The 18,012-nt window shown below is 63.0% G+C and carries 19 protein-coding genes; 7 read left to right on the top strand and 12 right to left on the bottom strand.

Features of this window, described 5'->3' with window-relative positions:
- Window positions 1-22: 22 nt before the first annotated feature.
- Together NLY37_RS20205 and NLY37_RS20200 are read left to right on the top strand one after the other, a co-directional pair.
- Complete coding sequence (locus tag NLY37_RS20205; protein ID WP_023670142.1) at window positions 23-715, top strand: DUF1013 domain-containing protein; 693 nt, start codon at window positions 23-25, stop codon at window positions 713-715.
- A gap of 78 nt (window positions 716-793) precedes the next feature.
- A protein-coding gene (locus tag NLY37_RS20200) for an IS3 family transposase (protein ID WP_502882082.1) occupies window positions 794-2,148 on the top strand; the annotation gives its coding sequence in 2 pieces (ribosomal slippage) (window positions 794-1,270 and window positions 1,273-2,148; 1,353 coding nt in all).
- A 58-nt stretch (window positions 2,149-2,206) separates the two neighbouring features.
- Here NLY37_RS20200 and NLY37_RS20195 read toward each other — a convergent pair.
- The 3 genes from NLY37_RS20195 to NLY37_RS20185 all read right to left on the bottom strand — a co-directional run bounded on the left by NLY37_RS20195 (window position 2,207) and on the right by NLY37_RS20185 (window position 3,815).
- Entirely contained in the window at window positions 2,207-2,926 is a 720-nt protein-coding gene (locus NLY37_RS20195) for a helix-turn-helix transcriptional regulator (RefSeq protein ID WP_023683994.1), read from the bottom strand.
- 126 nt (window positions 2,927-3,052) lie between these two features.
- The gene (locus NLY37_RS20190) at window positions 3,053-3,463 is read right to left on the bottom strand and encodes a hypothetical protein (protein WP_031246500.1); all 411 of its coding nucleotides are present in this window, start codon (window positions 3,461-3,463) and stop codon (window positions 3,053-3,055) included.
- 181 nt (window positions 3,464-3,644) lie between these two features.
- Window positions 3,645-3,815 (bottom strand): hypothetical protein, encoded by a 171-nt coding sequence (locus tag NLY37_RS20185; protein ID WP_023670139.1) that lies wholly within the window; start codon window positions 3,813-3,815, stop codon window positions 3,645-3,647.
- A gap of 204 nt (window positions 3,816-4,019) precedes the next feature.
- Between NLY37_RS20185 and NLY37_RS20180 the strand changes: the two genes are divergently transcribed.
- The gene (locus NLY37_RS20180; protein ID WP_023670137.1) at window positions 4,020-4,181 is read left to right on the top strand and encodes a hypothetical protein; all 162 of its coding nucleotides are present in this window, start codon (window positions 4,020-4,022) and stop codon (window positions 4,179-4,181) included.
- 9 nt (window positions 4,182-4,190) lie between these two features.
- On the opposite strand, the gene NLY37_RS20175 is transcribed toward NLY37_RS20180, so the two are convergent.
- From NLY37_RS20175 to tkt, 8 genes are all read right to left on the bottom strand, one after another.
- Complete coding sequence (locus tag NLY37_RS20175) at window positions 4,191-4,415, bottom strand: hypothetical protein (protein ID WP_156933971.1); 225 nt, start codon at window positions 4,413-4,415, stop codon at window positions 4,191-4,193.
- A gap of 121 nt (window positions 4,416-4,536) precedes the next feature.
- Window positions 4,537-5,250, bottom strand: coding sequence for an SGNH/GDSL hydrolase family protein (locus tag NLY37_RS20170; protein WP_023690086.1), 714 nt, complete (start codon window positions 5,248-5,250; stop codon window positions 4,537-4,539).
- A 62-nt stretch (window positions 5,251-5,312) separates the two neighbouring features.
- Complete coding sequence (locus tag NLY37_RS20165; protein WP_023742945.1) at window positions 5,313-6,053, bottom strand: DUF899 domain-containing protein; 741 nt, start codon at window positions 6,051-6,053, stop codon at window positions 5,313-5,315.
- 173 nt (window positions 6,054-6,226) lie between these two features.
- A complete protein-coding gene (locus NLY37_RS20160) occupies window positions 6,227-7,252 on the bottom strand; it encodes a class I fructose-bisphosphate aldolase (protein WP_023742944.1) in 1,026 nt (341 codons plus the stop codon).
- A 120-nt stretch (window positions 7,253-7,372) separates the two neighbouring features.
- Window positions 7,373-8,575, bottom strand: coding sequence for a phosphoglycerate kinase (locus NLY37_RS20155; protein ID WP_023742943.1), 1,203 nt, complete (start codon window positions 8,573-8,575; stop codon window positions 7,373-7,375).
- Between the two features lie 145 nt (window positions 8,576-8,720).
- Window positions 8,721-10,607, bottom strand: coding sequence for a potassium/proton antiporter (locus tag NLY37_RS20150; protein WP_023670131.1), 1,887 nt, complete (start codon window positions 10,605-10,607; stop codon window positions 8,721-8,723).
- Window positions 10,608-10,817: 210 nt separating this feature from the next.
- Window positions 10,818-11,828: a type I glyceraldehyde-3-phosphate dehydrogenase gene (gene gap, locus NLY37_RS20145; protein ID WP_023683984.1), complete on the bottom strand. Its 1,011-nt coding sequence runs from the start codon at window positions 11,826-11,828 to the stop codon at window positions 10,818-10,820.
- A 155-nt stretch (window positions 11,829-11,983) separates the two neighbouring features.
- A complete protein-coding gene (gene tkt, locus NLY37_RS20140; protein WP_023737393.1) occupies window positions 11,984-13,975 on the bottom strand; it encodes a transketolase in 1,992 nt (663 codons plus the stop codon).
- Between the two features lie 273 nt (window positions 13,976-14,248).
- Between tkt and NLY37_RS20135 the strand changes: the two genes are divergently transcribed.
- From NLY37_RS20135 to NLY37_RS20120, 4 genes are all read left to right on the top strand, one after another.
- Window positions 14,249-14,521, top strand: a complete 273-nt coding sequence (locus NLY37_RS20135) for a DUF4164 domain-containing protein (protein ID WP_023670128.1) — start codon at window positions 14,249-14,251, stop codon at window positions 14,519-14,521.
- A 12-nt stretch (window positions 14,522-14,533) separates the two neighbouring features.
- A complete protein-coding gene (locus NLY37_RS20130; RefSeq protein ID WP_023670127.1) occupies window positions 14,534-14,899 on the top strand; it encodes a cell division protein ZapA in 366 nt (121 codons plus the stop codon).
- 190 nt (window positions 14,900-15,089) lie between these two features.
- The gene (locus NLY37_RS20125) at window positions 15,090-15,749 is read left to right on the top strand and encodes a peroxiredoxin (protein ID WP_023670126.1); all 660 of its coding nucleotides are present in this window, start codon (window positions 15,090-15,092) and stop codon (window positions 15,747-15,749) included.
- Between the two features lie 145 nt (window positions 15,750-15,894).
- Entirely contained in the window at window positions 15,895-16,767 is an 873-nt protein-coding gene (locus tag NLY37_RS20120; protein ID WP_023742942.1) for an MBL fold metallo-hydrolase, read from the top strand.
- Window positions 16,768-16,919: 152 nt separating this feature from the next.
- Here NLY37_RS20120 and rpoH read toward each other — a convergent pair whose 3' ends face one another.
- Entirely contained in the window at window positions 16,920-17,831 is a 912-nt protein-coding gene (gene rpoH / locus NLY37_RS20115) for an RNA polymerase sigma factor RpoH (protein WP_023670124.1), read from the bottom strand.
- Window positions 17,832-18,012: the final 181 nt, after the last annotated feature.

Here is an 18,012-nt window from a genome sequence, read left to right as displayed (position 1 = left end):
GCGAACGAGAAGGATTTTTGAAATGGCCAATACGCTGCTGATGCCCAAGGCGACCGCCGTCTGGCTGGTCGACAACACCGCGCTTTCCTTCGAGCAGATCGCGCAGTTCTGCGGGTTGCATCCGCTCGAGGTCAAGGCGATCGCCGACGGCGAATCGGCGCAGGGCATCAAGGGCATGGATCCGATCATGACCGGACAGCTGACCCGCGACGAGATCGCGCGCGCCGAGAAGGATCCGAACCAGCGCCTGAAACTGTCCGACCCCAAGGTGCGGGTGCCGGAATCCAAGCGCAAGGGTCCCCGCTACACACCGCTGTCGAAGCGCCAGGACCGGCCCAACGCCATCCTGTGGCTGGTCCGCAACCATCCGGAATTGAAGGACGCGCAGATTTCGCGCCTGGTCGGCACGACCAAGTCGACGATCGAACAGATCCGCGAGCGCAAGCACTGGAATTCGGCCAATCTGCAGCCGATGGACCCGGTGACGCTGGGTCTCGCTTCGCAGATCGACCTCGACATGGAAGTCAACCGCGCCTCGCGCGGCCGCGAGCAGGCGCAGCCTGTCGGCGACACGCTGCTGCCGGCTGCCGTGACCGAGCGCCTGGTGCCGGCGCCGGAGAAGCCGAAGGACGAGGATGCCGAGCTCGACGCAAACGCCGTGTTCGCCAAGCTCTCGGCGCTCAAGTCCAAGAAGGAAGATGCGGACGACGAGTAAGGTTTGCGACAGTTCATCAAAAAAGCCCGCTTCGTGAACTGACCCCCGAAAGTTGGACACAACCTTCGGGGGTTTTGCATGTCCAAATACAGCGAGAGTTTCAAGCGCTCGGTTGTCGACATCTATTTAGGCGAGGATGAGGGCTACGCGAGCGCGGCGTCAATGCATGGCGTTGATGCGGCCACTGTTCGCAAGTGGGTTGCGTTGTACCAGGCCCATGGAGATGCCGGGCTATCTGCCAAGTACGATCGTTATGACGCGGCGTTCAGGCTGTCGGTGCTTGAGCGGATGTGGGAGGAAGGTCTGTCGTATCGGCAGACGGCTGCATTGTTCAATATCCGCAATGCCAGTTGCCTGACGGGCTGGGAGAAGCGCTATCATGCGGGCGGGATAGAGGCGCTCGGCCCACGTCCCAGAGGACGACCCATGTCAAAGCCGCCGTCCCCCGCAGTGCCTGTTGCAGCCAGTGACGAGGCCAAAAGCCGCGAAGAACTGCTGGCTGAGCTGAAGCATCTGCGGATGGAGAACGACTACCTAAAAAAACTGGAGGCCTTAACGCAGGGACATGCGCCCAAAAAGCGCAAGCCGTCCAGGCGTTAAGGCCGTTGCATTCGCTTGAGGGGCTGCTCGAGCTGGCGAAGCTTGCGCGCAGCACGTTCTATTACAGACAGAAAGCAGCGAAGCGCTCGGACCGCCATGCGGCGCTGAAGGCGGCGATCAAGGCCATCTTCGACAGCCACAAGGGTCGCTACGGCTATCGCCGGGTGACTGCGCAACTGCACCGGTTGGGCCGGCGCGTCAACCACAAGACCGTCCAGAGCCTGATGGCCGGGATGGGATTGAAGTCGCTGGTCAGGCCGAAGAAGTATCGCTCCTACAGGGGCGAGGCTGGGCGGACCGCTCCCGATCTGTTGCAGCGCAAGTTCGGCGCCGACCGGGCTAACCGCAAATGGGTGACCGACGTGACGGAGTTCAGCCTGGCCGGCGACAAGCTCTACCTGTCCCCGGTCATGGACCTCTACAATGGCGAGATCGTCGCGTTCGAGACGGCGCGGCGGCCACGCTTCAAACTGGTGGACAATATGCTGACCAAAGCCCTCGCCCGGCTTGGTGAGGACGAACGGCCGATCCTGCATTCCGATCAGGGATGGCAGTATCAAATGTCGGCATTCCAACGCAGGCTGGAAGCCAGAGGCCTTCAACAGAGCATGTCACGCAAAGGCAATTGCCTCGACAACGCCCCAATGGAGAGCTTCTTTGCCATCCTCAAATCCGAGCTCTTCCATCCCGGAACCTTCGACACCGTTCAAAGCCTGGACGACGCCATCACGGACTACATCGACTACTACAACCACCGCCGCATCAAACTGAAACTGAAAGGGCTGGCCCCTGTGCAATACAGGAACCAGCCCTTAAACCTACCAGCTCAATGAACCGTCCAACTTTATGGGGTCAGTTCATCGAGCGGGCTTTTCATTGATTATCGAAGTCTCAGCTGCGCGCCGCCCGGTCCGGCGTCATGCCATAGTCCTCCGAGCGTTCGACGGCGCGGTAGAAGTCGGCAAGCTGCTTGCCGCGCTCAGGCTTGAAGATGCGGCCGGCGATGACCACCGAGGCGATGCGGTCGATGCGGAAGGCGCGGAAATCGTCGCGCATCTCGCACCAGGCAACCAGCGTCCATACCTTGCCCCAGAACCACAGACCGAGCGGACGGATGTCACGCCCGGTGCCGCGGCCGGCCTCGTCGCGGTAGTCGATGGTCAGCACCTGTCGCTTCTCGACAGCGCGCTCGATCACGTCGATCGCCTCACGCGCGGCGTCGCTCACCACCCACATGGGCGTGTGGATCTCGGTGCGGGCGATGCGGTCCTTCTCGGCGTCGGGCAGGACGGCGCCGATCTTGACCAGCGCCTCGTCGGCCGCACGCGCCATGGCCGCGCCGCCAAAGGCCCGCACCATGCGGGCGCCGGCGACCAGCGCGACGATTTCGTCACGCGTGAACATCAGCGGCGGAAGGTCGAAACCCTCCCTCATCATGTAGCCGACGCCGGCCTCGCCGTCGATCGGCACTCCGGTCGACTGCAAATCGGCGATGTCGCGGTAGATGGTCCGCTCGGAAACCTCGAGCCATGTGCCGAGCTTCTGGGCGGTGACCAGCCGGCCGCCACGCAGGTGCTGCACGATCTGAAAGAGCCTGTCGGCACGTCGCATAGTATGGTCCCTCGGCTGCTTGTCTATGAATGTCATGGTCCCAAAACCGGTTCCGGGTGACATCCATGTCCTGTTTTATGCTTGTCGTTCTCCCAAAAACCGCTGCGCACTTTTGGGCGACACCCATTATGGTTTAAGTCCTTCGCGCTTGCGCTGCACGGCGACGAATTCCGCGCCGAAGGACAACTTCTTCGTTGTCGGCGTGTTCACGTCGAGCACACGCCAGTACGGCGTGATATCGTTCAGCGTCATGCCGCGTTCGAGATCCTCATTGGCGGCTTCGGCGACGGTTCGCGGATGATAGCCGATGGTGACCGGACATGTCACTTGCGCCCCATGCTCGATGGCGAGCGCGGTGCGCAAGGCGCGTACATCCATCTCGAGGCCGTTGGGGATCGTGCGGATGAAATCATCGACCTGACGGGCCGTCGGCACCAGCATCGGCTGGCCCTCGACGACGTCGCCCATTGTGCGTGGCGTCGGCTTCACGCCGTTGACGCCCGGCGTGTTCAGCCTGTCGTTCCAGCTTTTCACCATTCATGTCTCCTGACACGTTTATGGCATGGTGCTCCTGACAGCATTCTGTCAGGAGCCTTCAGCATTGTCCGTAGCAGGCGCCAAAGTTTTTGCGCCAGCCCGAGGGGTCGCCGCCCGGGGGGCCATGTTAATGATCCGGGCGTTGCGGGGTTCGCATCCAAGCATTGTCATGTAAAACGCCTCAGATCTCGCGAATGCGGCTGTGACCCTCATACATATCCGGCCAGCCAATGTCCTTGCGGATGTCCGCGGGCAAGGAGTTCAGGAAGCGCTGGGTACGAACTTCATTGCGCATCGTGCGGATCTTGCCGACATAGTGCTGTACGCTGTTCAAAATACCAAAGCTGTTCATGACCATCTCCTCTTCTCTGATGGAGACACTATTGCATACCCCTCCTGACAGCAGTCTGTCAGGAGCATGTCAGGTCGTTGAAGAAAGCTGCGAGGTGCTTGGCGGTCGGTTCGGAAACGAGCCTTTTGTCAGGAATGGCCAAGTCGACCGAGACCATGCAAGAACCGCTTTGACAGCCTGTCGCGATGCTGCTCAAAGGCGGGCATGTCGAAACTCCTCGCGCTCGTCATCATCGGCATGATGGCCATTCAGCTGATCAAGCCGCTCGGCTGGCCGGGCCTGAAGCGGCGCGGCGATTTCTGGAAGCTGGCCCTGATCGCCATGGCGGCCATCGCGCTGGCGGGTGCGCTGGGGCACTGGACATAGCCTTGAGGGTCAGGTCGGGTCCACCGTTCCCATGGCAATCATCCGGATGGCGTTGAGGCTGGGCACGAAGAAGTAATCGCCACCGCGCGTTGTCATGAATTCCGGCAGGTTCGCCGCAATAAAAGGCGTGGCGTTGGCCGGGCCGGCCGGAATGACATGCTTGCTCGATTCGGCGCGGTTGCCGGTCAGCGTGCAGGTGTCGTTGCCGGTTTCGGAATCCAGGCCGTAGCTCATCCATTGCTGCTGGATGATATTCTGGCTCAGATCCATTGGAAGCAGGCTGCGATCAACAGTATTTGGAAATACTCATGTCAGTTCTCTGAAGCCCACCAGTCCGAGCTTGTGCCCCCTCAGGTCAATCGGCGAGCACCCATCCGACCAGATGTTCGGCCCAGGCGCGGTAACCGGCTTCCGAGGCATGAAAGCCATCGGAGGCAAAGCCGGCCTCCAGGTTGGTGATCGGCAGCCGTGGCGCCGGCACGGCGCCGCGCTCGAAACAGAGGCGCTCGCCCATGCGGTTCATTGCGGTAGCGCGGATTTCGAGAATCTTGCCGAGCAGCGGCGGCATGGCCGGCGCGCGGGTGAACTCCAGCACCGGCGACCAGACCACGCGCGCCTCCGGCCATTTGGCACGCGAGGCGTAGAGCAGGCCACCGAACTCCTTCTTGAAGCGCGGTACCGAGTGGAAATTCTTGGTGTCGTTGGTGCCGATGGCGAGCACGATATGCGTCCACGGATCGGCCGACAGATTGGGCAGCACATGGTCGCGGATCTGGCCCGACGTTGCCGAGTTGAAGCCAGCGGCGCGCCAGCGCACGGCAAGGCCGGTTCGTTGCGCGATCATGACGGCAAGCTGCGCGGCAAGCCCGTTCTCGGAATTGCCGATGCCGACGGAAGCGGCCGAGGAATCGCCCAGCACCAGCAGCGAGATGGCCGGCGCCTTGCCCGATATTTCGTGCATGACCGGCCCTTGTGCCGGCAGCATGCGGGTGGTGCGGCGGCGCACGCCGAGGCCCTGCCAGACATAGACGGGGTAGGCGAGCCAGGTAAGAAGGGCCGGGAAGCGCATGGCAATACCGTTAGAGGTTAACGGCAGCCTTAGCGCATGTTTGGGCGCAGGTGAACGCGCTTCTAGTCGCAGCAGTTCGGCTTGTCCGCCTGCTTGTCCTGATATTCGTCATGCAGCCGCACCCAGTCCATCAGGCTATGATAAGGGCCATTTTCGCCGCGGCCCTTCGGTGTCATGTCGAGATAGTCGTAAGTGCCGATCTGGGCCTCGCCGCCGCGGGCGCGCGACATAAAGGTAAGGAATATGTCGCCGTTCTCGTCCTTGTAGAAAACACTGGTGCCGGGAAGGTCCTTTGACGTGCGCGGACGCGTCTCGAAATTGTAGGTGGTGTCGCCGGCCGCGATCTGCTTGTCGGTGAAGGAGACCTGCATGTCGAAGTTGAAATCCGAGGCGTAGGACGACACCCAGTCGAATTTCCAGCCCATACGCTGCTTGTAAGGCAGCAGTTCCGCCAGCGGCGCGCGCGCAACCACCACCAGCGACACGTCGTGGTGCCTCAGATGCTGATCGGCGCCGTCTATATGGTCGGCAAGGAAGGAGCAGCCTTCGCAGCGGTGGTTCGATCCTGGCGTCATCATGAAGTGGTAGACGATCAGTTGGCTGTTGGCGCCGAACAGTCCGGCCAGGTTCTTCGGACCCTGCTCGGTCTCTAAGACATAGTCCTTGCGGATTTTCATCCAGGGCAGTTCACGTCGCTCGGCGGCGATGCGCTCGCGCAACCGTGTCAATTCCTTCTCGCGCGCCAGATGCGCCTTGTGCGCCTCAAACCAGTCTTCACGCGAAACCACCTTGTTGCGAGTCATGAAGTTCTCCCTGTCTGTTCACCCAAGGACGTTTCGGGTGGGCAGAAACCGACATCGCCGTCAGCTTTTGCCGAAAGGTAGATAAGGATGGACGAACTCCGTCCAAGCCGGGCTTTGCATAAACAAAACCCGGGCGCATCGGCCCGGGTTGTATGACAACGGGAGGACTGCGCTCAGGCGGCCTGTTCGAGGCTCGCCGTCCATTGTCCCAGCGCCGCCAGATGGTTCATGTGGGCACGATGGGTGAAGGCGGCCTGGCCGGCGGCGGCGTTCGATGCCTTGCCGCTCCAGGCCTTTTGCGGGGCGGCCTGCAAGGCGCGGCCATAGGAGAAGGTCAGCTTCCACGGATGCTGGCCGATGGCGTTGATGGCGTTGAGGTTGGCGGTCGCCTCCTCGTCCGACTGCCCGCCCGAAAGGAAGGCGATGCCCGGCACCGCTGCCGGTACGGTTTCGCGGAACAGTTTTATGGTCTTTTCCGCGACCTCTTCGGGGCTGCTCACCTTGCCCGACTTCCTGCCGGCCAGCACCATGTTCGGCTTCAGGATGGTGCCTTCCAGCACAACGCGCGCTGCATGCAGCTCGTCATAGAGCTTGATCAGCGTTGCCTTCGAGATGTCGTAGCAGGTGTCAATGTCGTGCGCGCCGTCCATCAGCACTTCCGGTTCGACGATCGGCACGATGCCGGCCTCCTGGCACAGTGCGGCATAGCGGGCCAGCGCATGGGCATTGGAGGCAATCGAATTGGCCGAGGGCACGCCCTTGCCGGTGTCGATGTCGATCACCGCGCGCCATTTGGCAAAGCGGGCGCCGAGTTTGTAATAATCGGCGAGCCGTTCGCGCAAGCCGTCGAGGCCTTCGGTAACGGTATCGCCGGGAAAGCCGGCGAGTGGCTTGGCGCCGGCATCGACCTTGATGCCGGGAATGGCGCCCGCCGCCTTGATGATGTCGACCAGAGGCGTGCCGTCGGCAGCCTTCTGACGGATGGTCTCGTCGTAGAGAATGACGCCGGAGATGTACTTCGTCATCGCGTCCTTGGCGCGGAACATCATCTCGCGGTAGTCGCGGCGGCTATCGGCGGTCGATTCGACGCCGATGACGTCGAAGCGCTTCTTGATGGTGCCGGAGCTTTCATCGGCGGCCAGCAGGCCCTTGCCGCCGGCCACCATCGCGGCGGCAATGTCTTCGAGACGTTCGCTCATTTTTCTTCTCCTAAGGGGGTACGTTCCGCGCGTAACGGAAGTCTACCGCCAAAGGAATGGGATCGGAAAGCTCGAATCGATTGAAAGTTCCTGGCGTCCGTTTTTGCGCCCCCGATCCGGTCAGGCTTGTTTCTTCAGCACGTCGACGCCGGGCAGCGGCTTGCCTTCCATCCATTCGAGGAAAGCGCCGCCGGCGGTCGAGACATAGGTGAAGTCGTCGGCGATGCCGGCATGGTTGAGGGCGGCCACCGTGTCGCCGCCACCGGCGACCGAGACCAGCTTGCCGGCCCTGGTGCGGGCCGCCGCGTGCCTGGCCGCCGCCACCGTGGCGTGGTCGAAAGGCTCGATCTCGAAGGCGCCGAGCGGGCCGTTCCAGACCAGGGTCGCGGCGCGGTCGATCCATTCACCGATCGTCTTCACGGTCTTTTCGCCGACATCGAGGATCATGCCGTCAGCCGGGACATCCGAAATGGCAACGGTCTCGCTGGCCGCACCCGCCTTGAATTCCTTGGCGACGACACCGTCGACAGGCAGGATGATGGCGCAGCCGGCTTCGGCGGCCTCGATCATGATCTGCTTGGCGGTCGCGGCAAGGTCATGCTCGCACAGCGACTTGCCGACAGCGGTGCCACGCGCGGCGAGAAAAGTGTTGGCCATGCCGCCGCCGATCACCAGCGCGTCGACCTTCTTCACCAGGTTCATCAACAGGTCGATCTTGGTCGACACCTTGGCGCCGCCGACAATGGCGACGACAGGGCGGACCGGATTGCCGAGCCCCTTCTCCAGCGCCTCGAGCTCGGCCTGCATGGTGCGGCCGGCATAGGACGGCAACAGCCGCGCCAGGCCTTCGGTCGAGGAGTGCGCCCGGTGGGCGGCGGAAAAGGCGTCGTTGACGAAGATATCGCCATTGGCGGCGAGCCGCTCTGTAAAGGCCGGGTCGTTCTTCTCCTCGGTCTTGTGGAAGCGGGTGTTTTCCAGCAGCAGCACATCGCCCTTGTTCATGGCGGCGACCGCACTGCCCGCCGTGTCGCCGACGCAGTCGCCGGCAAAGCCGACGGGGCGGCCAAGCACCTCCGCGGCAGCCTTGGCGATCGGCTCCAGCGAGAATTCGGGCGAGGGACCATCCTTCGGGCGGCCGAAATGCGCGAGCAGGATGACCTTGGCGCCCTTGCCGGACAGCTCGGCGATGGTCGGCGCGATGCGTTCGATGCGGGTGGCGTCGGTGACCTTGCCGTCGGCGACGGGCACGTTGAGGTCGACGCGCACCAGCACGCGCTTGCCGCTGATATTGCCGATATCGTCGAGTGTCTTGAAGGCGGCCATGCGGGTTCCTTTCCGTGGAAAATCGCCGGGACCATACCTCGCATCGATGACGATGCAAGGCTTGAGCCGGGGTGCGAGCTAAATTTTGAGATCAAGGCGAAGGCTGTCGTGATGATGCGGGACGTCAGCGTGAACCGATCGCTTGTCAGCCTTCTGTCGTTATCTTTTCCGCCGTCGGCTCAAGGGCCTTCTCATTGGCTGTCGCCTCTGCAGTCTGCGTCTCGGTCGGCTTGCGCCAGTTGCGGATGAAGGCGGAGACACGATCGCCGATCTCGCCGGCGCTCAGGAACACCGGAACCCGCGCCACCGGCGCGGTCGGCTCGAAGGAGAGGCCGAGACCGGTGATCTTGCCCTTGTCGTCGACGTCGCGGACGATCAATTCGATCGGGCCGATCAGCACCCGGTCGGCATATTCGGCATGGCCGCCAAGCCTTGCCGTCACCAGCGCGCCGACGGTGAGCTTCTGCTCGGCTTCGCTCAATCCCGGTGTGTATGCGGCCTCGAGCTCTGCGGCCGAGCGGGCGGGATCGACGGCGAAGGCGCCGAAGAAGTCGGCATCCTCGGGGTCGACTACGGCGCGGCTGGCAAACAGCTTGTCAAGCAGGCGCGGATAGCGGTCGGGCACGAAGATGTAAACCTGGTCGCCGGCCGCGAGCCGGCCCATGTCCTGGAAACGCATCGAGCGGCCGTCGCGCAGCACCAACGAGGGCCGTGCCCAGCGCGGGATACGCTCGCCGCGCGCCACCGGGCTGCCGGGCGCCACGCGGTAGGCGAGCAGTTCGTGGTGGGCGGAGCCCGGCAGTTCGAGTTCGACCTTGTCGAGCGGCCCGAGCCTCGCCGGCACGATCAGGCCGAGCCGGCGCGCCAGCGGACCGACCGACCAGCCCTGCACCACCAGCGATACCAGCACGATGATGAAGGCGACGTTGAAGATGGTGCGGCCGTTCTCCAGTCCGCCGAGCAGCGGGGTGATGGCAAGCAGGATGGACACGGCGCCGCGCAGGCCGACCCAGGAGACGAAGGCGATCTCGGGACGCGGCAGGCGGAACGGGATAAGGCAGAGCCAGACGGCGACCGGGCGCGCTACAAACATCAGGAACAGGCCGAGCAGCACCGCCGGCACCATGATCGCCGGAAACTGCGAGGGTGTCGCGAACAGGCCGAGGATCAGGAACATGATGATCTGTGCCAGCCACGACATGCCGTCCTGGAAGCGCTTCAGGATGGTGACGGCGCGGATGTCGGAGTTGCCGGCAATCAGCCCGGCGAGATAGACCGCCAGGAAGCCCGAGCCGCCAATGGCGCCGGCCGCGGCGAACACCATCAGCGACAGGGTTAGCACGAAGATCGGCAGCAAGCCATGGTCGAGGTTGAGCCGGTCGACGAGGCGCACGATGCCGAGCCCGCCAAGCACGCCGACGACGGCGCCGAGCCCCATATTGAGCAGGAAGCCGAGGATCAGGTCGGTGACCAGCACATGGGTCTCGGGATTGGCGTGGGCGGCGATGATCTCGACCAGCGTGATGGTCAGGAAGATGGCGATGGGGTCGTTGGTGCCGGATTCGACTTCGAGCGTGGCGCGCACGCGCTCGCGCAGATTGATTTCGCCGGCGCGCAGCAGGAAGAACACCGCAGCCGCGTCGGTCGAGGCGACGGCAGCTCCCAGAAGGAAGGATTCCAGCCAGCTGAGGTCGAGCAGATAATAGGCGGCGGCGCCGAACAGGCCAGTGGTCAGGATTACGCCGAAGGTCGCCAGCGACAGCGCCGGTCCGGCCGCTTGGCGCAGCGCGTTGAGCGGCGTGCCGAAACCGGAATCGAACAGGATGACCGCCAGCGCCAGTGAGCCGGCAAAATATGCCACGCGCGCATTGTCGAATTCGATGCCGAGACCATCGACGCCGCTGGCGAGGCCGATGCAGAGGAAGAGCAGCAGCAAAGGGGCGCCGAAGCGAAAGGCGATCAGGCTCGAGAACGCTGCGGCGACGACTAGCGCTGTGCCGACCAGCGTGACGAGATAGATCGCATGCTCCATCCGTGATTTGCCCCTCGAATTCCTCTTTCTACCGATTCACGGGAGAGTGGGGCGAAGGCATGGCCGGTGCAAGGCGCAAGGATGGCTTTTTGCCTTATGCCGCTGATTTTCCGGCGTTTGGCGGCTCGGCGCGCCTTACCCGGCGCGCTGACTGACGAAAAACGCCCGGGCAAAGCCGGGCGTTCGAAGCTGCGAGACGATGCCTTCAGATCAGGCGATGGTCTTGCCGAAGGCGACCGAGGTGTCGGCCATGCGGTTGGAGAAGCCCCACTCATTGTCGTACCAGGACAGCACCGAAACGAAGTTGCCGTCCATGACCTTGGTCTGGTCGAGCGCCAGGATCGACGAGCGCGGATCGTGGTTGAAGTCGATCGACACATTCGGATGATGGGTGACGCCGAGAATGCCCTTCAGCTTGCCGTTGGAGGCAGCGATCACCGCTTCGTTTATCTCCTGCACGGTGGTGGCGCGCTTGGCGATGAACTTGAAGTCGACGACCGAGACGTTGGGGGTCGGCACGCGGATCGAGATGCCGTCGAGCTTGCCCTTGAGGTCGGGCAGCACCAGGCCGATCGCCTTGGCCGCACCGGTCGAGGTCGGGATCTGCGACAGGGCAGCCGCGCGGCCGCGGTAGAGATCCTTGTGCATGGTGTCCAGCGTCGGCTGGTCGCCGGTGTAGGAGTGGATCGTCGTCATCATGCCCTTTTCGATGCCGACGGTCTCGTGCAGCACGGCGGCCAGCGGCGCCAGGCAGTTGGTGGTGCAGGACGCATTCGAGATGACGATGTGGTCCTTGGTCAGCTTGTCGTGGTTGATGCCGTAGACGACGGTGAGGTCAGCACCTTCGGCAGGCGCGGAGACGACGACGCGCTTGGCGCCAGCGGTCAAGTGCGCGGCAGCCTTGTCGCGGGCGGTGAAGATGCCGGTGCATTCGAGCGCGATGTCGATGCCGAGCTCCTTCCACGGCAGCTGCGCCGGGTCCTTGATCGCGGTGACCTTGAAGGTCTCCTTGCCGACGGTGATCTGGTCGCCCGAGACCGACACTTCGTGCGGGAAGCGGCCGTGCACGCTGTCATAGCGCAGGAGATGCGCGTTGGTCTCGACCGGGCCGAGGTCGTTGACGGCGACGACGTCGATGTCCTTGCGGCCGGATTCATGGATGGCGCGCAGGATGTTGCGGCCGATGCGGCCAAATCCGTTGATGGCAACTCTGACGGTCATTTTACTCTCCCTGGGAGCTGGAGGCGGCAGATGGGTCCGCAGCTTCATAGCGGCGGATGGCACAAGAATCCAGCCGCAGAAGGCCGAATTTAAATCGATTAGGTTGGTCCAGCCCCGCGAATCCGCCTTGGAGGTGCGCGGGACTGACCCTGATCTTACTTGCCGTGCAGGCGGGCTTCCGCCGCCTTGGCCGCGGCTTCGGCGGTGATGCCGAAATGCGGGTAGAGCTGCTCGATGGTGCCGGAAGCGCCGAAGCCGGTCATGCCGATGAAGATGCCGTCGGAGCCGATCAGGTGATCCCAGCCCTGGCGGATGCCGGCCTCGATCGCCATCTTGATCGGCGCGTTGCCGATCGTCTCCTTGCGGTAGGCGTCGCTCTGCCGGTCGAACAGTTCGAAGCAAGGCACCGAGACGACGCGGGTCGGGTGCCCATGCTTTTCAAGCAAATCACGGGCGCCGAGCGCGATCTCGACCTCGGAGCCGGTGGCGAAGATCGTCACCGCCGCTTCGCCGCTCGCCGCGGCCAGTTCATAGGCGCCCTGGCTGCTGAGGTTCCTGGCCGAGTGCTCGGTGCGCACCGTCGGCAGGTTCTGGCGGGTCAGCGCCAGGGTGGACGGGGTCTTTTCCGATTCAATGGCAATCTGCCAGCATTCGGCGGTTTCCACCGCGTCGGCCGGACGGAAGACATTGTGGTTGGGGATGGCGCGGAGCGCCGCCAGGTGCTCGACCGGCTGGTGGGTCGGCCCGTCTTCGCCCAGACCGATCGAATCATGGGTCATGACGAAGATCGAGCGGATGCCCATCAGCGACGCCAGCCGCATCGACGGACGGGCATAGTCGGAGAAGCACATGAAGGTGCCACCATAGGCGATGAGGCCGCCATGCAGCGTCAGGCCGTTGAGGGCGGCCGCCATGCCATGCTCGCGGATGCCGTAGTGGACATAGCGCTGGCCGTAATCGTCCGGCGTGATGTTCTTGGTCTGGCTGGTCTTGGTGTTGTTGGAGCCGGTGAGGTCGGCAGAGCCGCCGATGGTTTCCGGCACCGCGCCATTGATGACTTCCAGCGCCATTTCCGACGATTTGCGGGTGGCGACCTTCGGCTTGTCGGCCGACAGCTTCTTCTTGTAGTCGGCAATGACGGCATCGAAATTCGACGGCAGCTTGCCGGCAAGGCGGCGCTCGAACTCGGCCTTCAACTCAGGCTTGGCCTTGGCCAGGCGGCCTTCCCAGTCGGTGCGCGGCTTGACGCCGGCCTTGCCGGCGGTGCGCCAGGCGTCGAGAATGTCGGCCGGAATTTCGAAGGGCGGCGAGTCCCAGTTGAAGAATTTCCGCGCGCCTGCGATCTCGTCGGCGCCGAGCGGCGAACCGTGCGCCTTGTTGGTGCCGGCCTTGGTCGGGGCGCCGAAGCCGATGGTCGTCTTGCAGGCAATCATCGTCGGCTTGTCGGAATGGCGGGCGGCTTCGATGGCGTAGGCGATTGCCTCGGGGTCGGTGCCGTCAATGTGGCTGGCGTTCCAGCCCGAGGCCTGGAAGCGGGCGACCTGGTCGGTGTTGTCTGCAAGCGAAACCGGACCGTCGATCGAGATGTTGTTGTTGTCCCAGAAGACGATCAGCTTGTTGAGCTTGAGGTGCCCGGCCAGCGCGATGGCTTCCTGCGAAACCCCTTCCATCAGGCAGCCGTCGCCGGCCAGGACATAGGTGTAGTGGTCGACGAGGTCATTGCCGAAGGCGGCGTTCATGATGCGCTCGCCGAGCGCGAAGCCGACCGAATTGGCGAGACCCTGGCCGAGCGGGCCGGTCGTCGTCTCGATGCCGGTGGCATGGCCGTATTCGGGATGGCCGGCAGTCTTGGAACCCAGCTGGCGGAAATGCTTGATCTGGTCGAGGGTCATGTCCTCGTAACCGGTCAGATGCAGCAGCGAGTAGAGCAGCATAGAACCGTGGCCGGCCGACAGGATGAAGCGGTCTCGGTCCGGCCAATGGGGGTTCTTCGGATCATATTTCAGAAAGCGGGTGAACAGCACTGTGGCGATGTCGGCGCAGCCCATGGGCAGGCCGGGATGGCCGGACTGGGACTTCTCGACGGCGTCCATGGAGAGAAAACGGATCGCATTGGCCATCCGGTCATGTTGTTCACGCGACGTCATGGTACCTCCGGGGTGGGGATTTGTGGGCTTGGCAGAGCCCAGGAAAGAGTGCGCGACACATAGCAGCCACGGGCTTTTAGTCAACAAATCGGCTGCACATTTGCCGGTCTTGTGATGGCTTTGAGACCTTATGGGGCGACCTACATTAGCGTTAGCGGGGGACAGTCGCGAGAGCTTTGTTGACGTTGCCTTCACCCGGTGCCTAATGTTTCCTTGTTAACGCGTTCTGAACGCGAAGCGATTCGGTGATGGGCAGGGCACAGGACGAAGGCCATGACCGGCGAAACCACACTCAAGGAAGTCATCCACAGGCTGGGCAAGGCCATCGAGGGGCTGGAAAACGCCGTCGCGGCCAAGCTCGAGCACGAGCGCGACTATTCCGAAGCCGAGGCTGAGGTGCAGCGCATGAACGCCGACCGTTCACGGCTGGCGCAGGAACTCGACAATTCCGAAGCCCGCGCCGAACGGCTGGAAGATGCCAACAAGGAAGTGTCGCGCCGCTTGGTGACCGCCATGGAAACCATCCGCGCGGTGCTGGACAGGTAGGAGCTGCAGGCCATGGCACAGGTCACGGTTTCCATCGACGGCAAGCAGTATCGCATGGCTTGCGACGAGGGTCAGGAAGAGCACCTGATCGACCTCGCCGAGCGGTTCGACCGTTATGTCTCGCATCTGAAGGATTCGTTCGGCGAGATCGGCGACCAGCGGCTGACGGTGATGGCCGGCATCATGGTGATGGACGAGCTTTCGGAGCTGCAGAAGCGGGTCAAGGGCATGGAGACCGAAGTGCAGACGCTGCGCAAGACGCGCGACGAAGCGCTGACCAAGGCCGACAAGAACGACACTGTGCTGACCAGCGCGCTCGGCGCGCTCGCCCAGCGCATGGAAGACCTGGCCACGTCGCTGGCGGTCAACAAGGCCTGAGCCTTTCCCGCACAAACGAAAGATTGTCGGCCCAACGTCGGTCCGTAGAACGAAAGTGCTCGTTCCGTCGCCAATAATAGTTTTCTATTGTCCTGCAGCCGCGATTTTTGCGCTAAGATGCGGGAATGCCGGAGCGTTGACGCCGTCCACGGCCGCTCCTGACGAAATCTGTTGCTGGGGAAATAATGCCATGAGCCTTCGTATCAACGACATCGCGCCTGACTTCACCGCCGAGACCACGCAAGGGCCGATCAAGTTTCATGACTGGATCGGCGACGGCTGGGCGATCCTGTTCAGCCATCCGAAGAATTTCACCCCGGTCTGCACCACCGAGCTGGGCACGATGGCGGGGCTCGAAGGCGAGTTCAAGAAGCGCAACGTCAAGGTCATCGGCATTTCCGTCGATCCCGTTGCGAGCCACGACAAGTGGCAGGCCGACATCAAGACGGCGACCGGCCAGACGGTGAACTACCCGCTGATCGGCGACAAGGACCTCAAGGTGGCCAAGCTTTATGACATGCTGCCGGCGGGCGCCGGCGAGACGTCGGAAGGCCGCACGCCGGCCGACAACGCCACGGTGCGCTCGGTCTATGTCATCGGGCCGGACAAGAAGATCAAGCTGGTGCTGACTTACCCAATGACGACGGGCCGCAACTTCGACGAGATCCTGCGCGCGGTCGATTCCATGCAGCTGACGGCCAAGCACCAGGTGGCGACGCCGGCCAACTGGAAGCAGGGCGAGGATGTGATCATCACCGCCGCGGTTTCGAACGAAGATGCGGTCAAGCGTTTTGGCGCTTTCGAGACGATCCTGCCCTATCTCAGGAAGACCAAGCAGCCGTCAGCCTAGGTTTTCTCCGTCGGAGCTATTTGGGGCTTCAGTCCTATTTGTGACAAGGCGTGCTTGACCGGCGCGCTTTGCCAGATGACCATGCTCTTGTTCAACCCGACGGAGAAAACGGTTCCTGTCGGGCAAGGGGCAGGGGGGCCGGACATTGGACATCGCTTCGGCCAAACCTGAGGTCGCCGGCTTCTACGACAAGCCGACCGGCGCCATCCAGTATGTCGTCACCGACCCGGTGACGAGACGCTGCGCCGTCATCGACCCGATCCTCGATTTCGACGAAAAATCCGGCGCGACGGCGACGAAGAATGCCGACGCCTTGCTGGATTTTATCCGCGAAAACGGGCTGGAGCTCGAGTGGATCCTGGACACCCATCCGCATGCCGATCATTTCTCGGCGGCGCACTATCTCCGGGAAAAGACCGGCGCGCCGACGGCGATCGGCGACAGGATCATCGAAGTCCAGGCGCTGTGGAAGGCGATCTACAACTGGCCGGATTTCCCTGCAGACGGCTCGCAGTGGGACCGGCTGTTTGGGGAAGGCGAAACGTTCATGATCGGCAACCTGCCGGTCAAGGTGCTGTTCTCGCCCGGCCACACGCTCGCCTCGATCACCTATGTCATCGGCGACGCCGCCTTCGTCCACGACACGCTGTTCATGCCCGACAGCGGCTCGGCAAGGACGGACTTTCCCGGCGGCAGTGCCGCGCGGCTGTGGCATTCGATTGAGGGCATTCTGGCGCTGCCGGACGATACGCGCGTGTTCGTCGGCCACGACTATCAGGCCGGCGGCCGCGAGCCGTGCTGGGAGAGCACGGTCGCCGAGCAGAGGGCAAAGAATATCCACCTCGTTGTGGCGCGCAGCGAAGCCGAGTTCGTCGACTTGCGCGAAGCGCGCGACAAGACACTGCCGATGCCGCGGCTGATCCTGCATGCGCTGCAGGTCAACATGAATGGTGGACGGCTGCCGGAACCGGAGGCCAATGGGAGGCGGTATCTGAAGTTTCCGCTTGATGGGCTTTGAGAGGGCAGTTGGCGAAGCTGCCGACCTCCCCCGCAAGGGGGGAGATTGGATGTCAAGAATGCTTTCGCCAATCGCCAGCGTAAGCGTAAGACATAAAGAAAGGCGGCGCCGGTTTCCCGACGCCGCCTTCTGTTCCTTAGCCGAACCCAGCTTTACGCCGCCGGCTGCGCCTCGATCGTGCGCAGCGCCTGCATCTGGCGCTTGGCGGCGGCCTTGACCGCGTCCTGCACCTTCTCGAAGGCGCGCACCTCGATCTGGCGCACGCGCTCGCGGCTGATGTCGAACTCGGAAGACAGCTCTTCCAGCGTCAGTGGCTCCTCGGCGAGGCGGCGGGCCTCGAAGATGCGCCGCTCACGATCGTTGAGCACGGCCAGAGCGCCCGACAGCATGCCGCGGCGGTTTTCCAGCTCGTCCTGCTCGATCAGCATGTCTTCCTGGCTTTCGTGATCATCGACCAGCCAGTCCTGCCATTCGCCGGATTCACCTTCGCTGGCGCGGATCGGCGCGTTCAGCGACGCGTCGCCCGACAGGCGGCGGTTCATCGACACGACTTCGGCTTCCGACACGTTCAGCCGGGTGGCGATCTCGGTGATCTGGTCGGGCTTGAGGTCGCCATCGTCCAGCGCCTGGATCTTGCCCTTCACCTTGCGCAGGTTAAAGAACAGGCGCTTCTGATTGGCGGTCGTGCCCATCTTGACCAGGCTCCACGAGCGCAGGATGTACTCCTGGATCGAGGCCTTGATCCACCACATGGCGTAGGTAGCGAGGCGGAAGCCACGCTCGGGTTCGAATTTCTTGACGGCCTGCATCAGGCCGACATTGCCTTCCGAGATCACTTCGCCGATCGGCAGGCCGTAGCCGCGATAGCCCATGGCAATCTTGGCAACAAGCCGAAGGTGGCTGGTGACGAGCTTGTGCGCAGCGCTGGTGTCTTCATGCTCGGCGTAACGCTTGGCGAGCATGTACTCTTCCTGCGGCTGAAGCATCGGAAAGCGGCGGATTTCTTCCAGGTAGCGGCTGAGGCCGCCTTCGCCGGAAACAATACTGGGTAGTGACTGGGCCATGATTGCGCCCCCTCTCTATTGGAGTGATGCCCCCGAAACGCGGCGGGCATGTGACGCGAGCACCAAAAGGCTCGCCCGCGACAACTGATTTATATAGGAACAAAACCAGAAAAGACAGGCATTTGTTCAACACGAAACAGTGTGTCACGCTGAAGTGAACAATGCCGCTCAGGTTTTAGCT

Source organism: Mesorhizobium sp. C395A (assembly GCF_030323205.1).
Lineage (GTDB): Bacteria > Pseudomonadota > Alphaproteobacteria > Rhizobiales > Rhizobiaceae > Mesorhizobium.
This window is presented reverse-complemented; position numbering and strand designations above follow the sequence as displayed.

Coding starts and splice junctions, on each gene's coding strand:
- NLY37_RS20205 (WP_023670142.1), top strand. CDS start 23: ATGGCCAATACGCTGCTGATGCCCAAGGCGACCGCCGTCTGGCTGGTC.
- NLY37_RS20195 (WP_023683994.1), bottom strand. CDS start 2,926: ATGCGACGTGCCGACAGGCTCTTTCAGATCGTGCAGCACCTGCGTGGC.
- NLY37_RS20190 (WP_031246500.1), bottom strand. CDS start 3,463: ATGGTGAAAAGCTGGAACGACAGGCTGAACACGCCGGGCGTCAACGGC.
- NLY37_RS20185 (WP_023670139.1), bottom strand. CDS start 3,815: ATGAACAGCTTTGGTATTTTGAACAGCGTACAGCACTATGTCGGCAAG.
- NLY37_RS20180 (WP_023670137.1), top strand. CDS start 4,020: ATGTCGAAACTCCTCGCGCTCGTCATCATCGGCATGATGGCCATTCAG.
- NLY37_RS20175 (WP_156933971.1), bottom strand. CDS start 4,415: ATGAGCTACGGCCTGGATTCCGAAACCGGCAACGACACCTGCACGCTG.
- NLY37_RS20170 (WP_023690086.1), bottom strand. CDS start 5,250: ATGCGCTTCCCGGCCCTTCTTACCTGGCTCGCCTACCCCGTCTATGTC.
- NLY37_RS20165 (WP_023742945.1), bottom strand. CDS start 6,053: ATGACTCGCAACAAGGTGGTTTCGCGTGAAGACTGGTTTGAGGCGCAC.
- NLY37_RS20160 (WP_023742944.1), bottom strand. CDS start 7,252: ATGAGCGAACGTCTCGAAGACATTGCCGCCGCGATGGTGGCCGGCGGC.
- NLY37_RS20155 (WP_023742943.1), bottom strand. CDS start 8,575: ATGGCCGCCTTCAAGACACTCGACGATATCGGCAATATCAGCGGCAAG.
- NLY37_RS20150 (WP_023670131.1), bottom strand. CDS start 10,607: ATGGAGCATGCGATCTATCTCGTCACGCTGGTCGGCACAGCGCTAGTC.
- gap (WP_023683984.1), bottom strand. CDS start 11,828: ATGACCGTCAGAGTTGCCATCAACGGATTTGGCCGCATCGGCCGCAAC.
- tkt (WP_023737393.1), bottom strand. CDS start 13,975: ATGACGTCGCGTGAACAACATGACCGGATGGCCAATGCGATCCGTTTT.
- NLY37_RS20135 (WP_023670128.1), top strand. CDS start 14,249: ATGACCGGCGAAACCACACTCAAGGAAGTCATCCACAGGCTGGGCAAG.
- NLY37_RS20130 (WP_023670127.1), top strand. CDS start 14,534: ATGGCACAGGTCACGGTTTCCATCGACGGCAAGCAGTATCGCATGGCT.
- NLY37_RS20125 (WP_023670126.1), top strand. CDS start 15,090: ATGAGCCTTCGTATCAACGACATCGCGCCTGACTTCACCGCCGAGACC.
- rpoH (WP_023670124.1), bottom strand. CDS start 17,831: ATGGCCCAGTCACTACCCAGTATTGTTTCCGGCGAAGGCGGCCTCAGC.